Annotated in this window: 15 protein-coding genes; 9 read left to right on the forward strand and 6 right to left on the reverse strand. The window is 36.8% G+C overall.

Translation table 11 applies throughout. From position 1 onward, the window contains the following. Positions 1–5 precede the first annotated feature (5 nt). The 4 genes from AC106K_RS20015 to AC106K_RS20030 all read right to left on the reverse strand — a co-directional run bounded on the left by AC106K_RS20015 (position 6) and on the right by AC106K_RS20030 (position 2,233). Positions 6–476, reverse strand: coding sequence for a DUF1648 domain-containing protein (locus AC106K_RS20015; RefSeq protein WP_482447209.1), 471 nt, complete (start codon positions 474–476; stop codon positions 6–8). An 11-nt stretch (positions 477–487) separates the two neighbouring features. Next, the gene (locus AC106K_RS20020) at positions 488–1,204 is read right to left on the reverse strand and encodes a C40 family peptidase (protein ID WP_482447210.1); all 717 of its coding nucleotides are present in this window, start codon (positions 1,202–1,204) and stop codon (positions 488–490) included. Between the two features lie 88 nt (positions 1,205–1,292). Further along, on the reverse strand, positions 1,293–1,940 hold the full coding sequence (locus tag AC106K_RS20025) for an O-methyltransferase (protein ID WP_482447211.1): 648 nt from the start codon (positions 1,938–1,940) through the stop codon (positions 1,293–1,295). A gap of 140 nt (positions 1,941–2,080) precedes the next feature. After that, positions 2,081–2,233, reverse strand: a complete 153-nt coding sequence (locus tag AC106K_RS20030; protein ID WP_482447212.1) for a CCPGW family putative bacteriocin — start codon at positions 2,231–2,233, stop codon at positions 2,081–2,083. A gap of 1,269 nt (positions 2,234–3,502) precedes the next feature. Between AC106K_RS20030 and AC106K_RS20035 the strand changes: the two genes are divergently transcribed. The 3 genes from AC106K_RS20035 (at position 3,503) to AC106K_RS20045 (ending at position 5,747) form a co-directional block, all read left to right on the forward strand. Then, positions 3,503–4,096, forward strand: a complete 594-nt coding sequence (locus AC106K_RS20035) for a hypothetical protein (RefSeq protein WP_482447213.1) — start codon at positions 3,503–3,505, stop codon at positions 4,094–4,096. A 126-nt stretch (positions 4,097–4,222) separates the two neighbouring features. Then, positions 4,223–4,795: a hypothetical protein gene (locus AC106K_RS20040; protein ID WP_482447214.1), complete on the forward strand. Its 573-nt coding sequence runs from the start codon at positions 4,223–4,225 to the stop codon at positions 4,793–4,795. 4 nt (positions 4,796–4,799) lie between these two features. Further along, positions 4,800–5,747 carry a hypothetical protein gene (locus AC106K_RS20045; protein WP_482447215.1) on the forward strand — a complete coding sequence of 316 codons (948 nt, stop codon included), beginning with the start codon at positions 4,800–4,802 and terminating at the stop codon, positions 5,745–5,747. 51 nt (positions 5,748–5,798) lie between these two features. Here the strand turns inward: AC106K_RS20045 and AC106K_RS20050 are convergent, their stop codons facing one another. Together AC106K_RS20050 and AC106K_RS20055 are read right to left on the reverse strand one after the other, a co-directional pair. After that, on the reverse strand, positions 5,799–8,294 hold the full coding sequence (locus tag AC106K_RS20050) for a M1 family metallopeptidase (RefSeq protein WP_482447216.1): 2,496 nt from the start codon (positions 8,292–8,294) through the stop codon (positions 5,799–5,801). Positions 8,295–8,505: 211 nt separating this feature from the next. Next, on the reverse strand, positions 8,506–9,339 hold the full coding sequence (locus AC106K_RS20055; RefSeq protein ID WP_047098795.1) for an OmpA family protein: 834 nt from the start codon (positions 9,337–9,339) through the stop codon (positions 8,506–8,508). 87 nt (positions 9,340–9,426) lie between these two features. Here AC106K_RS20055 and tilS point away from each other — a divergent pair, with 87 nt between their 5' ends. The 6 genes from tilS to AC106K_RS20085 all read left to right on the forward strand — a co-directional run bounded on the left by tilS (position 9,427) and on the right by AC106K_RS20085 (position 16,912). Then, positions 9,427–10,776 (forward strand): tRNA lysidine(34) synthetase TilS, encoded by a 1,350-nt coding sequence (gene tilS / locus AC106K_RS20060; RefSeq protein WP_482447217.1) that lies wholly within the window; start codon positions 9,427–9,429, stop codon positions 10,774–10,776. Continuing rightward, on the forward strand, positions 10,766–12,835 hold the full coding sequence (locus AC106K_RS20065; protein WP_482447218.1) for a protein-disulfide reductase DsbD family protein: 2,070 nt from the start codon (positions 10,766–10,768) through the stop codon (positions 12,833–12,835). The genes tilS and AC106K_RS20065 overlap by 11 nt, the downstream gene beginning before the upstream one ends. Before the next feature lie 136 nt (positions 12,836–12,971). Then, on the forward strand, positions 12,972–14,507 hold the full coding sequence (locus AC106K_RS20070) for a T9SS type A sorting domain-containing protein (RefSeq protein WP_482447219.1): 1,536 nt from the start codon (positions 12,972–12,974) through the stop codon (positions 14,505–14,507). Positions 14,508–14,692: 185 nt separating this feature from the next. Beyond that, a complete protein-coding gene (locus AC106K_RS20075; protein ID WP_482447220.1) occupies positions 14,693–15,211 on the forward strand; it encodes a biopolymer transporter ExbD in 519 nt (172 codons plus the stop codon). Between the two features lie 106 nt (positions 15,212–15,317). Then, complete coding sequence (locus AC106K_RS20080; RefSeq protein ID WP_482447221.1) at positions 15,318–16,100, forward strand: alpha/beta fold hydrolase; 783 nt, start codon at positions 15,318–15,320, stop codon at positions 16,098–16,100. A 5-nt stretch (positions 16,101–16,105) separates the two neighbouring features. Continuing rightward, on the forward strand, positions 16,106–16,912 hold the full coding sequence (locus tag AC106K_RS20085) for a hypothetical protein (protein WP_482447222.1): 807 nt from the start codon (positions 16,106–16,108) through the stop codon (positions 16,910–16,912). Positions 16,913–16,930 lie beyond the last annotated feature (18 nt).

Consider the following 16,930-nt stretch of genomic DNA (forward strand, 5'->3'; position numbering starts at 1 on the left):
TTGATTTAGTGATCAGAGTTTTCTTTATTTCCTTCCTGGATAGTTTTTACCATCCCTACTCCCAGCACTGCAAAAAGCAATCCCAGAATGAAGAAAATGGCATTGCTGAGCTCCGTTTGTTTTCCTTCTGCAACGCGAATACTTTCAACAATAATATCCAGAAATAAAATCATTACAGGAAGTTGTAAAGAAAACATAAACAATCCCAGTGTTTCCTTATTCCGAAAGTTTTTAGGTACATTTACAAGAGGTGAGTTGGGGTTTCTGGAGGCGCTCCATAAAATAAAAAAAACAAATGTCGCAATACACGGAAGGGCCCAGATCGTTCCTTTTCCGGATTCTCCGTCCACATTACCCTGAAAATCGAAATGGGTAGGAATAATATCTGGCAACCCGGCATACTTCACCCCCGTAAAAACCCAGATCACGATAAGCAAAAGAACGTTTACAATGAAGAGTATTCCGGAAGTTTTCATAGTATCTTGTTCTAAACAACACTTCTAAGCACTCTCAGTTTATGGGTATGCTTATTCATTTCTTTATTGAAAATCCCTGTAGAATCCAGGGTATCGATTCTCACTTTTCCTGAGGCATGGATGATTCTCTGATTATCCAGCATGATTCCTACGTGGATGATCTTCCCTTCAGCATTTTCAAAGAAAGCCAGATCTCCCGGCTGTGTTTCTTCCACAAAAGTAAGAGCTTCTCCCACTTCTGCCTGCTGTGAAGCATCTCTAGGAATTTTGATCCCATGAACTTTATAGACCAGTTGGGTAAAACCGGAACAATCTACTGCAAAAAAACTTTTCCCACCCCACAGGTAAGGAATATTAAGGAATTCTTTGGCCGTCAGAGCAATACTTTCCCTCACGTCATGACTTCTTCTTGATGCCACTACGGGAAATTCCACCTCGGATCCCATTGACAGTAACATTTTTCCGTCATTCGTCAGTACAGAAGAGAAATCTTCAGTTACCACCGTTGTTTTTCTGCCAGCAAGCTCCTCGTCTGTTACAGGCTTTAGCTGTTTGGTATCCATCCATCCTTCATAGCCATCATAATGCATTTTTATTTTGGTCCAGTTTTTATTCACTTCCAAAATATCTGCGCTTTCTCCAAACAATATCTCGGTAACAATCTCTGCCCTGTCAGATCCCTCTGCACGGACTGGTGCTACTGTAACAATACAAATTCCTTTATTCATTAACTTTGAATTTAAAGATTGAATAATTTAAAGATAAAAAAATACAGTTTGTACCCTCTTTAAATGTTTTGATCTTTGAATATTTTAATTACTTTCTGCGAAGAAAGTTGACCCCATCCCGCAAAGGTAAAATAAGATTTTCAAAATCTTCGTCTTTTGCTGCTAAATCGTTTAATTCTTTGATAGACTGAGTGGATTTCTGCTTAGGATCTTCTTCCAATACTTTTCCATACCACAAAACGTTGTCAAACAAAACCACAGATCCTGATTGAGTATGCGGCTTTATCAGTCTGAAATATTCTGCATAGTTTTCTTTATCGGCATCCACAAAGATCAGGTCATAAACCTCATCGGTTTCTTTTAAAAATTCTTTGGCATCCTGAAGTCTGAAATCAATCTGATCTGCATATTCACTGGTTTCAAAATATTTTTTCGGCAGATAAGCCAGATCTTCATTCACATCCAGGGTTGTAATTTTTCCATCTTTGCTCAAGCCTGATGCAAGACATAAAGTAGCATATCCGGTAAAAGTTCCTATCTCAAGAACATTCTTCGGTTTCAGCATCTGGGAAATGATTGTAAGCAACCTTCCCTGCTGGTATCCCGAGATCATATGCGGCTGCGTTGTTTTTTGATAAGTCTCTCTTCTCAGCTTTTTCAGAATTTCAGCTTCCGAAGAAGCGTGTGCTTCCAAATATCTATCCATTTCAGGATTCTTTTCTTCAAAAAAACTCATACCATTTTATTTTAAACAAATTTACGGAATTTTAAAGTTTCTTTTCCGAATCCTACGGTTCTATTCATCCTGTTTAACAAAAAAAGAGAGAAATTAATCCCTCTTTTCTCTGATAGATCTGTTGTGCTACAGAAAAATCATTAAATCGCGATGCAATACTGCCTTTTCCCAGGACATGCCCATCCCGGACAGCAATCAGAACTTTTCTGACAAATTATTTGTGGATTACACCCATTGACAGCTCCCTGCACGCTTTTCATCTGTGCTCTTGAAAGTTTTTTTGAATTTTTCATAATGATTTTGGTTTGGTTTTAATTTCCTACTCTTGAAGATTTTCGGACCACTCTATCAAATATCCCTTTAAAGGGATTTAAATATAGCATTATTTACCCAAATAAACAACTGATTGAATACAAGTTACAAACAAAAACACTATCCGAATTGAAATAAAATCCTTAAACATCAACCTTATTCCTTCCATTGCAACACCTAAGTTCTGTTATTATCCCGGGGAAAACCCCATATAAAATACCGGGAAAACACGGATGTTTTTGCTATAGTATAAATAATAGCTTTGCATAGAGAACAAAGGGGTAAAAACACTAAGAGAAATAACATGATTGCAGGAGAGACACAAACTAACCATGGGAATCAAAAGAATGTTATGCCGAAAGGCAGAACAGATTCTTCTGCAAAAAAAACTAAGACAGAAATATCCAATTCATTTTTGCGACGAATTATTTCGCTCTTGAAAAAAGAAGAATTAATTTGATTACTAAATAAATCCCGTACTCCTTCGGGATTTATTTTTTTATATCTTTTCAAAAGAATTCTATATTTTCCAATAGATTCCTTTTTCAATTCAGCAATAAAACCAGTATCATTTTTTTAAGTACAATCAATTTCTTTGTTTCTTTAAGCAAATGGAATCAGTTGCAAAAGTCGGGTTAATGTGAATAGAGAAGATTTTCTGTTCTTTGCAATTGGAATCAATCGTTGTGGAGAAGGGTTTTAAACGCAAAGTTTTTATTTTAATGCTGTAGTATTTCGAGGGAGCAAAGATGGAATCAATTTCATTGATTTTTATGAAGCGTACACATAAACTACAAAGCCAACATACTCTTAGCCCCCTAATATAAAATATTTGAATTTCTAATTCTTGGCATTTATAAAATTTAGCATAATCGATCTATATTCAATTGTTATACTACAGCTTTTGAGCATGATCTAACAAATGTATATCACAAAATTTCTTGAGTAACAATCCTGTACTTCAAAACTGTGTAAGGCAAAACATCCGAATCACCTTTCCTCTACCCTCGGGAAAAATAAACGGCTCTATTTTACCAAAACAGATTGGATTTTGTATTAATCCCACAGTTTTTACGCTTAATGGTTTCAGTTTAAAAGCTAAAATCCCTACACAAAAACAGGAAAAACACTTACTGGTAAATACTATCATGCTTCTACCTTTGATATAAGTTTTATAACCATGAAATACTCATATCGAGGAGGAACCCGAAAAGCCTAAAATAGAGTAGGGATATTCTAAAAACAACCACATGAAAACAAAAACCTTATTTTTAATCGGTACAATCGTGGGATTAGTGATTATTTTTTCCCAACTGAAACCTCAGGAAATGTCTTTTTATAAAGAGAAAGGCAACTACATCGTAGACAACAATTACATCATTAAAGACGTAAAAAAAATTTCAGATGAAGACATGAAAACTCTGGTACAGCTTCAAAACCTTCATCAAGCCAGATTAGGAACCAATTTTATCGTATACAAAATCAATCGACAGTATATCATCCGGGGATGCCTGCTCAAAGCAAACATCGACTGGAAAAAATATGGAGACTTAAGAACCAAAGTAGATGTGATCCTAAAAAAATACGGAGCTAAAGAACTGGGAACTGATTACTACTCTATTCAAAACAATCAGTTTGCTACGAATGCCGCTTTATTGAGTCAAAAGGATATAGCCTCTTTAAACAGACTGACTGTAAGAGGTGCTGAAGAATATACGATCTGCCCGCCAACGATGGGAAGAAAGAATCTCACCAATGTGATCATAAAATCTGTGAAAAACAATATGACGATTGATCCTAAAATAAATGTAAGGCTCAACAGTGTATTGGTGAATTACAAATAACATTAAAAAGACTGTTCCAGAAAACAAAAACATAGGTCATTAAACAATTCTAAGGAATGTTTTCAGATTCTGATTTTTTATTCGGAAGAATATTTTGGAACAGTCTTTTTTTTAAAAATTGCTGCCATGAAAAGAAAACTTCAATTATCCGGAATTTTCACATTATTGATCCTTGTCTTCATTATAGGCTTAAAAGGGACTTTCGATGGCTACTATGGTTTTTATTATGAAAACAAAACCTATCAGAAACCTTTGGCATATACCGCCTGTGAAAATATCACCCAATCATTACCCATCAGTATGTTTACCTCATATACAGGTTTTGATACCGGCTATGGTTTTTATGCACCGAATGTTGCCAGCGACTTTGTCATGAGCTTTGAACTAAAAGACGAGAAAGGGAATATTCTGGAAGAAAAAATGCTGCCATCCTTCAAAAGCAAAGAAAGCAGAGTAAGATACACCACTGTTTTCAATATGTTTCTTGATAAAATTTCTGATCAGAACAGATATGATAAAAAGTATTACAAATACCTGGACCTCATTATTCAACAGATCTCTGAAAATGTAATGAAGGAAAATCCTAAAGCTACAAATGTTACCACAAAGCTTTATTTGTATGACTACCCTACTATTGCAGATTTCAAAAAGGGAAAAATGACTGAAAATTTTATTCTTATTGATGAATTCAAACATTAAACCGATGAAAAATCTAAATTTGATCTACAGCAAAATTGAAAATTTCTTTTTCAAACAAGATCATCAGACTGAGTTTCTGAGCTTCTTCAGACTGTCGATAGGAATTATCATCCTGCTGCAGTTTATGGCTGTAATTGCAGATTTCGACACTCTGTTTTCAAGCAGCAGCATTATTCCTCAGGATATTATGAATGTCTTCACTCCTGACTGGCTGATTACCTTCCCGAAAATAATCAACTTTTTATATTCCTTTGGTATTCAAGAATCCACAACGGTTATTGCCTTCAAAGTCCTATTTATTACGCTATGTATTTTTATCATCATAGGGTTTTACTCCAGAATCTCGGCTTTCTTATTACTTTTACTCCAAATTGCCTTATTAAAAGGAAGTTCCTTTTTTGCCTATGGAGCTGATTTCTTTACTAGCATGTCTTTGTTTTACCTGATACTCTTTCCTTGTGACAATAGTTTTTCTCTAAAAAATGTCATATTCCGTAAAAAACCAAAAGATATTAATATAACTCCTGTCAAAAGATTATTCCAGCTTCATATTTCTATCGCTTATTTTTTCTCAGGTTTAGATAAAGCTCTTGGCTTCAACTGGTGGAACGGCGAATCGATCTGGAAAGCCATTCACCTTCCTTATTCTAACAGAGATCTGAATATTGATTTCAGCTGGCTTGCGGAACACCATTATCTTTTAATAATAATCGGCTGGAGTACCATTCTCGTCGAGATGTGTTATCCGTTCTTTATCTGGTACAAACCAACTCAGAAAGCATGGCTTTTCTTTACTGTTTCCATGCATTTAGGGATTGCTATCGTTCTCAATCTTTATTACTTCTCAGCCATTATGATCGTCTGGAACATCACTAATTTTTATTTTGAACAGCCTGCCTCAAAAAGAGTTCATGCCCACGGGAAGAAAATTCTTCCCGGACAGATTACCTGATAAGAAATCAATAAAGCAAGCTCTATATCTTCCAGCGCCAAAAGTATCTTATCACTTAAAAGCTTCTATTATTTTATTCAGAACAGCAATTTGCTTATCAATACTTTTTGCTTTTTGTGGGTTTTGTTTCAGAAGCTCAGTTTTTTTGGCAAGTCCTTCTTTCAGCATCTGGGTAAACATCATTTTGGTTTCCGGATCTTTCACAAGTCCTCCTTTCGATTGAGTGAGAACTCTGACAATATTTTCTGTGGCAATGAGATTGTCAGAAGTCATGATCCAGTTAAACCCATCCTCTGCAGGTTTTCCCAAAGCCGGATTCTGAAGTTTAACTAATGGATAGAATGCCACAATAGGAGCAAGATACTGCATTTGCGAAGTCACCTTATTCTTAACAACGGTAGGAAGCATTTTAATAAGCTGGCTCTGGGAGACGCCTGCAAGGTCAATCTTATCGATCAGCTTATCCGCTTTGGAAGGATCTAAATCTATAATTGCTTTCAGAGAATTGATTCTTACGGAATTGGAAACCGCATTGGTTCCTTTTTCAAATAAAGGAAGATATTTTTTGTTTTTTGTCTTTGACAAAGCTGTAACAGCCGCTGCCTGCACCAAAGTTTTCGGATCGCTGACAGCCAGTTTTTCCACATCGGAAATCAAAACTTTTGCCTGGTCTGTTTTAGTAAGATCCATTAAATCCAAAGCTTTTATACGGATTCTGAAGAAAGGATCTTTTAAGGCTGCATTCAGTAATCTGACCGATGCAGGATCCTGCAGGTTATCTTTGATTCCGGTTAATGCTTTATAACGGCTTAAAAATTCTTTAGATTGGGTAAACTGCATCAGATTCTGCTCTGCCGATTTTTTTTCTGTAATTTCAGAAAGCAATATCCCATCTGCATTGATATTAACAAGATCAGGATTTTTTGAAGCATTAAAGCTGAACGTATTCTTTGCCTGGGCATTTACCCATACATTATACCGCGTCGGTTTTCCATTGTCATATACATCAATGGCCAAAGGAAATTCAAATGGTTTTTCCTGAGACTGATTAATCACGACCTCTACCTGTTTCTTTACAGGTTCGAAAGTGTATGAATAATTTAATTTAGGATTGCCGCTTCCGTAATACCATTGGTTGAAGAACCAATTCAGATCTTTCCCTGAAACTTTTTCAAACGACAATCTTAGTTGTTGTGCTTCGGCATTTTTATATTCATAGGTTTTCAGGAAATCACTCATTCCTGCAAAAAAGGCTTCATCTCCTAAATAATTTCTCAACATGTGAAGAATTCCGCCTCCTTTTTGGTAAGATACCACATCAAAAACATCTTCCGGAGAGTCATAGCTGAATCTTACAAGATCTTTATTAAAATCCGAAGGACTGTTGAGATACCGGTTCACATTGGCCATTAAATGATAATCTCCCTGATCCTTTCCATATTTATATTCGTTCCAGAGGTATTCGGAATAATTGGCGAAAGATTCATTGAGGGTAAGATTACTCCAGCTCTCTGTAGTCACAAGGTCCCCAAACCAATGATGGAATAATTCATGGGCAATATATTCTTCCCATTTGTTTTCATCGATCAACTGACCGGGTTTCTGCAGCACTTCTGTGCTATGAAGGGTAGCAGTCGTATTTTCCATAGCGACACTGGTATAATCTCTACCGGAAATCTGGGAATATTTTGCCCACGGATAATCGTAGTTTAATTTTTTAGAGAAAAACTCCATCATTTCAGGAGTATTTCCGTAGATCTGTCTGGCATAAGGCTCATATTCCTTTTCCATATAATAATCTATCGGAATATTTTTCCACTGATCTTTCACAACTGCATATTCCCCTACTCCCATAAAAAAAAGATATACCGAATGTCTTTTATCCATTACCCAATGATCTGTCCGCATATCTCCGGATTCTTTTCTTGATTCTTTCAAAACACCGTTGGAAAGGGTAATATACTTGTCAGGAACAGTCATATAAATTTCCTGGGTAGTTTTCTGGTTCGGTTTGTCTATGGTAGGAAACCAGGCTGAAGAATATTCGGATTCTCCATCTGTCCAGATCTGAGATGGATGATCTTTATCTGTGCCCTGTGGATTAATAAAATACAGGCCTTTTGCCGGGCTCCCCTCCTGCTCTACTACGTTGGGTCTGGCTGTATATTTTATATAAACCGTATAATCCTGATTCCGGGTATATGTTTTATCAAGATTGACGGTAAGAATATTATTGTTGTAATTATATTTCAGCGGAACTCGGCTTTCACCTTTATCTATCGCTACTTCATGGATCAGCATTCCTTTTGCATTCAGCACCAATGAATCTGAAGGGTAAAAATAAGGAGATGCCGTAAGCCATTCTTCCCCGTTCATCTGTTCTTTCTGATAATCAAAATTTACTTTCAGCTTGGTGTGTTTCAGTTCAGTCCGTTTTGTATGGGCCGCTTTATATATTTTTTCTCTTCCGGATGTCTCCGTTTGTGCAAAAGCTTTTCCGGATAAAAAGAAGCTTAATAAGCTTACCGATAGAATTATTTTTTTCATAATGATTATTGTTTTTGGGTAAACATTCTGATTGCCTACTAATAAATGAGGATAAACCTCAATCCTGCAACTCTATAGCTCTCTAGGATTTACATTGAATAGGTAGTGCTATTTCTTTAAAAGTTACATGTTGGGAATATCAATTCATTTCACAAAAAAAGATCCCGATTTTTTTTCGGGATCTTGTATACTTTTATTTACTGTTGAGTAATTATTTTTTCGGAGCAATGTCCATCAACTTCATAAACTCATCCAGCTTAGGCATAATGATGATTTCTGTTCTTCTGTTTTCAGATCTTCCTGAAACGCTCATGTTCGTAGCTTTCGGGTTGTATTCGGAACGTCCACCTGCTGTAATTCTTGCAGGATCTACTCCAAACTGAGTCTGAAGAACTTTAGCTACAGAAGTACCTCTTAAAGCAGAAAGGTCCCAGTTGTCTCTTGGAAGATTAGGAGAATTCAACGGAGCGTTATCTGTATTACCTTCGATCAATACTGAGTATTTATCATAATCATTGATTACTTTCGCTACTTTACCCAGCACTTCCTGAGCAGCTGGCAAGATGTTGTAATCTCCTGTTTTGTATAACATTTTATCTGAAAGGGAGATCATTACCACTCCTTTTAATACTTTTACCTGTACATCCTGATCAGATACATTATCCAAAGATCTCTTCAGCTTGTTAGACAATGCAAGATTCAAACTGTCATTTTTAGCATTGCTTGAAATCAGCTGCTTGATATATGAATTGGAAGCGTTGATCTCACCTACCAGTTTATCAATGTTAGCAGAACTTTTCCCTGTATTGGAAAGACATGCATCAAGAGATGATTTTAAAGCATCATGCTGACTTTTCAACAGGTTGTTTTCGCTTGATAATGCAGAGTTTTGAGATTTCAGATCCTGAATTTCTCTTTGTCTTTCTCCAATATTTTCAATACACTGCTTATAATTGGTACTCAAGGCATCATATTGCTTCTTGCTCACACAAGATGTCATCCCCAGTGCCATTGCAGAAACTGCTACAATTTTTAAAATCTTCATAAATAATCTTTTTTAGACCAATCAAAGTTAGGAAAATTCAATTGAATTATATAAGTTATCTTTGCATAAAAGAAATTCTCAACGTATATGTTGAAAAAATCAAGCTTTAGCTACCAGTTAGAAAATCTCGTTCAGCAGCCTGAAAAATGCACTTATCTTTTGGCGGTAAGCGGTGGGGCAGACTCTATGGTTCTGGCCTCATTATTCCGGGATTTAAGAAATAGACAGGGCAATTCCGGATATGAATTTCAGGTGGCTCATATCAATTATAAACTTCGTGGCAACGATTCTGATCTTGACCAAAAAGTGGTACAGGATTTTTGTGAGAAAAATCATATAAAATTCCATTTGTATCAGGTATCTGAAAAGGATAATAAACCGGAAAATTCTATCCAGCTTTGGGCAAGAGAGCTCCGCTATCGTTTCTTTAAAGAAATTCAGGAAACAGAAAACCTGGAATTTCTCGTTACGGCACATCATCTGAATGACCAGCTGGAAACTTTCATCATCAATCTTTCCAAGGCTGCCGGCATCAATGGACTGAGTGGAATTCCGGCCAATGATAATTCTATTCTCAGGCCCATGCTCAGTTTTTCAAAAGAAGAAATTTATCAGTTTGCCGAGCAACACCATATTGAATTCCGGGAAGATCTTTCGAATAAAAAAAGTGATTATTTAAGGAATAAAATCAGGAATGAGATTGTTCCGGCATTAATGGAGACCAACGATCATTTTCTGGAAAACTTCAAAAAGAGTTCTTCTTACCTGAAGCAGACTAAAGATTTTGTTCAGAAACAGATTCTGGAGATAGAAAATAAACTTACGGTATTTAACCAAGAGCATAAAATCCTATCAAAGGAAAAGCTGAATCAGGAAAGTGATTTCGTCAAGTTTGAAATTTTAAAAAAATACGGATTCAACCGGGAAGAGGAAATTCCCAAAATTTTTAAAGCAGAAAACAACAGTTCTTTTTTTTCGAAAGACTTTCAGTTGATCGTTAACCGTGATGAATTAATTTTCATTGACAATAGTAAAGGTAAGGAGGTCGAAAATGAAATTATACTGATCGATCATTTTGATTTTTCTGAAAACCTAATCAGCATCAATCTCGTAGATGATATTGAAAGCATTGATGGAATCAATAAAAGTTTCGACTGGGATTTTGATGCTGAAAAACTTCAGTTTCCATTGCGCTTAAGAAAGCAAAAGGAGGGTGATGAATTTTACCCGGCAGGATTTTCGGGGAAAAAGAAAGTTTCTAAGTTTTTTAGGGACGAAAAATTATCTATTTTAGCGAGGCAAAAAATCTGGATACTGACCGACAGCGATGATTCTGTACTTGGAATCATCCCTTTCAGACAAGACAGAAGATATTCAAAGAATGAGAAGACGAAATGGAGTCTCAAAATTTTTAATGAAACGAACAATGAAATTTAGAAATTGGTTTTTATTAATTCTACTATTTTTAGCAACAGGAATTAACGCACAGATCAAAAATCCTGTAAAGTTTAAATTCACCATCAACGATCTTGGCAACAACCAGTATGAAGCGGTTTTGAATGCAACGATGGAAAGTGGCTGGCATATTTATTCAAAAGACCTTCCGGAAGATACCGGAATTCCTACTGAATATAAAGTGACAGGAAAGAATATTGAACTGATCGGAAAGTTTACCGAAGTCGGTAAAAAACATGAAGAGTTTTCTGAAGCCTTCGGCGGAACGATTGTATATTATTCCAACACCGCAGGATTTAAGCAGAAATTTAAATTAAAAGATCCGACAAAACCTGCTGAGGTTACCTCTGAAATCACTTATCAGACTTGTGACGACAGAGTTTGTCTGGCTCCAAATACTTTAGAATTCAACCAAAAAGTTACCCCGAAAGGAGCTACTGAAGAAGCAACAACAGAGGAAAAAACTGAAGCGACAAAAGATTCTGCAAAAACAGCTGAAACAGTTACTGAAAACCCAACAAAACAAGAAATTACCATTGCAGAAGGATCAAAACTAGATCCAAAGCAACTGAAAATTGAAACTATAGATTTCAAAAAACCTTTAACAGACTGTGGTACAGCGTCCACCAAAGTGGATGAAAATTATTGGACGTATTTATTCCTGGGCTTCATCGGTGGTTTAATTGCCCTGCTGACTCCTTGTGTATTCCCAATGATTCCATTAACGGTTTCATTCTTTACCAAAGGAAGCAAAAACAAAGCAAAAGGGAAAAGAGATGCTCTTATTTACGGGTTCTTCATTCTGTTGATCTTTGTTTTACTAAGTATTCCTTTCCACATTATCGACGGGATTGCAGGGAATATTTTCAATGAGATTTCAACAAGCGTATGGCTGAATATTGCCTTCTTTATCATCTTTATTTTCTTTGCCGGAAGTTTCTTCGGGTACTATGATATTACATTGCCAAGTTCTATTGCCAACAAATCTTCAAAAGCAGAAGAAGCAGGAGGAATCATTGGTATTTTCTTTATGGCATTGACCCTGGTTATTGTTTCATTCTCTTGTACAGGACCTATTTTAGGAAGTTTATTAGGAAGTGCGGTAACAGGTTCATCCAACGTTCCTATGCTGTTAACATTTGCATTGGCAGGATTCGGACTGGCTTGGGCAATCATTTTCGGACTATTGGCTTTATTCCCGCAGGCATTACAGAGTCTTCCGAAATCCGGAGGATGGATGAATACGGTAAAGGTCGTATTAGGTTTTGTAGAGCTTGCTTTAGCTTTAAAATTCTTATCAAAAGCAGATCTTGTATCGAAGACATTCTTCTTAAAAAGAGAACTTTTCATCGCAATATGGATCATCATTGCTCTGGGACTGGCATTATATCTGTTAGGATTGATCAGATTCCCACATGATGATAAAAAACCTAAAATTTCAATAACAAGAAAAGTATTAGGTGTTCTGGGAATTGGTTTTGTAATCTATCTGGTGCAGGGATTAATTCCTTCTGACCGTCCGAAACTTCATCTGTTAAGCGGAATTCTGCCTCCGTTGAACGTAAGTTATTTCCATGATGAAAAAGATGGAATTCTGGGAATGCACCCGGAACACGACTTCTTCAAAGCTATAGAAATTGCTAAAAAGGAAAACAAACCTATCCTGATCGACTTTACAGGATATGGATGTGAAAACTGTAGAAAAATGGAAGAGTTTGTATGGAGCGAGCCGGATATTTTGCCAATTCTTCAAAACGACGTTATATTAGCTTCTCTATATGTGGACGACAAAGAAGAGCTTCCTGAGGATCAGAAAACTAAGATTGACCTTGGAGACGGACAGATCAAAAAGGTAAAAACAATCGGTGACCGATGGAGCTTGTTCCAGCAGGTAAACTTTAATAACAACTCACAGCCTCACTATGTTTTAATAACTCCTGAAGGTAAAGTGATCAACACTCCTGTTTCAGGATATATGCCAAAAGAGGATTTCAAAAAATTCCTTGAATGTGGTGTTAACTACTATAAAAAGAGTAAATAATTTTTTTACATATCATTTGAAACTCACACTGCTTGGTGTGAGTTTTTTTATTCCTTAAAATTAAAATCAATGATAAAAAACCTGTCAGCCCATAAAATTAGTTATATTTGAATAACTAACACCATTTCAAATACATATGAGACACATAACCTTTACATTTTTATTCTTCATTTATTCAATATTATCTGCTCAGACTGCTCCTTCTATCCAGTGGCAAAAAGCGTTAGGAGGTACAGATAACGAGACTGCCTCTTCTATTCAGCAAACTCCTGACGGAGGATATATTATGACAGGAGTTTCTAATTATGTCAACGGAGATGTTACCGAACATCATGGGAATAATGATTGCTGGGTTGTAAAACTGGATTCCAGTGGTAACATTCAATGGCAAAAATCGTTTGGTGGAAGTGGACATGACCAGGGTCAAGCTGTTCACACAACTACTGATGGCGGATATATTATTGCAGCCTCCTCCGTATCTTCAGACGGAGATGTTACCGGAAATCATGGACAAGGAGATTATTGGATTATCAAACTGGATTCTAATGGAAATATGGAGTGGCAGAAATCGCTGGGTGGAAGTGGCAGTGAAACGCCCCGATCAATTCAGCAAACGAGTGATTTCGGATATATTGTAGCAGGCTCTTCCACTTCTACAGATGGAGATGTTATTGGAAACCATGGCAATAGTGACTATTGGATTGTTAAGCTGGATGCCGGAGGAAATATTCAGTGGCAGAAATCACTGGGTGGAAGTGATGGCGACATTGCAAACTCAATTCAGCAGACATATGACGGCGGATACATTATCGGGGGTACATCGAGTTCTACAGATGGAGACGTCACCGGAAACCATGGTGGTGTTGATTATTGGATTGTAAGACTCAGTTACGATGGTTCTCTACTATGGCAAAAATCCCTGGGCGGAAGCGGCAATGATTATTGCAACTCTATCCAACAATCCTATGAAAATGGCTTTATCGTAGCCGGAGCCTCTCCAGCCATTGGAGAATCTCCTATTCCCAACTATGACTATCGGATTATAAAACTAAGCAGCAATGGAACAGTACAATGGGATAAGTACTTTGGAGGAAGCGGATATGACGTTGCACAAGTAATCCGACAGACCAATAACTGGGATTTCATTGTAGGGGGCTCCACTACTTCTACCAATGGAGATGTAACAGGAAATCATGGAGGACAGGACTATTGGATCGCAAGATTGGATTATTTAGGAAATCTGAAATGGCAAAAGACTTTAGGAGGAGCTGATTCGGATAATCTTACTTCGATGATGATCACAGAAGATTATAGCTGTGTCGTTGCGGGAAGTACCCGCTCTACAACAGGAGATGTGACAGACAATCATGGCTTATTAGATGCATGGGTGGTAAAATTAGCGCCGGAACAATTGAATGTATCGGAAAGCCAGCAAAAAACCAAACCTAAAGTGTACCCCAATCCTGCAAAGGATTTCTTCTATCTGGATCATCTTCCGAAAGAATCCACGATCAGTATTACCGATATGGCCGGAAGAAAACTCTTCTCTCAGAAGTATCACGAAGAAAAAGTAAGAATCGACACCTCCGGATTCACCGATGGAATGTATGTGGTACAGGTAAAAAACAAAGAAGAAATTATGGTATCAGAAAAAATATTGGTGAGTAAATAACCGTCTATCAACACAACAATCCAAACACCTTGATTTTAACAATATTTAAATGTAAACACTCAACAAAAATCCGAAAATATTAAAGTTTTAACAATTACAGGCATAAACTTTGTATAACTTCTCAAAATCACGATCGGATTTTAAAGTTTTCATCAAATACCGTTTAACATTTAAAAACTAAAATCATGGCAGAAGTAATTGCACAAGAAAAGCAAGGCGGCAAGCAAAAGAAAAAATTAATCAGAGTAGACATGACCCCTATGGTAGACCTGGGATTCCTGTTGATCACTTTCTTTATGTTCACCACCAATTTTACAAAACCTAATGTAATGGATCTGGGACTTCCCGCAAAAGGAACTCCACCCACCGGACCTGTTGTAGTGAATCAAAAAAACCAGGTCACATTTATCCTGGGGAAAGACAATCGTGTTTTTTACCATCAAAGCAATGCGACAGATTTAAATACTTCAAATCTTAAAGAAACTGATTTCAGTGGTATAAAGATTTCAAAAATCATTTCTGAAGCTTATAAAAATGCTCCAAAACCGGAATTTTTCACAGTCATTATCAAACCTACTGATGAAGCCAACTACAAAAATTTTGTAGATATGCTGGATAATCTGGCTATTGCAAAAAAAGAACGATATGGAGTAACAGATATAAAGCCTTGGGAAACGAAGGTATACAAAGAATTAATCCAATAAAGACAAAGGGCATTTTTAAAATGCTCTTTTTTGTTTACATTTGAGGATGTAATTGAGCAACAGCAGATCATTTGCTGTTTATTTTAACCTCTATAATTTTGAAATCATGCTGAACTTTGAAAGAAAAGGAAATGGAAAAGAAACCCTGGTACTCCTCCACGGTTTTATGGAAAACTTATCAATATGGAGCGATATGGAACCTCATCTTTCTAAAGATTTTTCATTATTAAAAATAGACCTTCCCGGCCACGGACAATCTGAAATCCTAGGTGATATACACACTATGGAGCTGATGGCTGAAGAAGTAAAAAAAGTTTTGGATCATCAGCATGTAGAGAAAATTCATTTGCTGGGACATTCTATGGGTGGATACACCTCCTTAGCTTTTGCTGAAAAATATCCCGAGTCTCTAAAAAGTCTGACGTTATTCTTCTCCACCTATTTTGCTGATGATGAAGAAAAGAAGCAGCAACGTATCAAAAGCTACAGAATCATTAAAGACGCATTTGCCCATTATGCAAGAGCGGGCGTTCCCAATCTGTTCAACCCCAACGAAAGAGATGTTTTGGAAGGAAAAATTGAAACCGCTTTGGAAACCGCTCTCTCCACCAACAACATGGGTGCTCTGGCCTGTGTAAAAGGAATGGTGGAACGAACGGACAAAAAACATATCATGCAAAATCTGGAAGCCAAGATCCTGGTCCTGGCAGGAAAACACGACAATGCCGTAAAAACAGACATCATGATTAAAAATCTTCCTGACAGAACGAATATAAAATCCTACATCCTGGATTGCGGACACAATGGTCATTGGGAAAAACCAGGGATCTGCGCCGAAATCATCAACACCGAACTTTTGCATCACCTCCCTAAAAAACTGGTATTTTAAGATCTATGAGAATCGCTATAACCTCCATGCTGCTTCTTGCATTGCTAAGCTGCAAAAAAGAAACCCAACCTTCTTCTAAGGTTGCCACAACTGCCGATACTGTAACAGCTAAGAATGATACTTTAAGTGCAACTCCACCTAAAGAAGAAATATTCAACTTTGTGACTGAACTCTGCGACAATAAAGGGCATTTCGATAGCAGCAAATACTCCAGAGAAGAAATTGAAGGAACCTATAAACTCTGGTTCGAACTGAGTCATTCTTTACTCGATACTCCTTCTGTATTTAACCTTCGGGACCTTGAGGAAGTAAGACGTGATAAAGACCAGATCCTGGCAAAACTTGATAAGGATTTTGCGGAGAAAAAAAAGCTGTTTCAAAATCTTAAAGTCGTTAATACACCCTATTGGCAAAATGTAAAAAAAGTACAATACGAAGCTCTTGTACAACGATATGAAATGGAAAAGATCCGAATAGAAGCCTACTCTGATCCCGCCATCCTTTTGAAAAGCAGCACATGCCAGAACTTCGCAAAAGCCTTAAATTCCACTGATGAACAGATGATGGAGGAATGGAGAAAACTCAGGGAACAAATGAATAAAAAAAATGCAGATCCGGAAGGAAAAGCTGCTGAGTTCAATAACCGTTTGAATTCACCGGACAGAAAAGATTATGCAACGATTGATCTGATCACTTTTGGATGGGGGAACTGTTCCAACGATAAAATCAGCAGGGTCAATATTGACGAAAAAATGAACAAAGAATTCTATTCGCTGTTTCTAAAGACCGATTCTGAGTGTGATGAACCTTAATCTACATTTATAAAAAAT

This window comes from Chryseobacterium sp. FR048 (assembly GCF_056844665.1).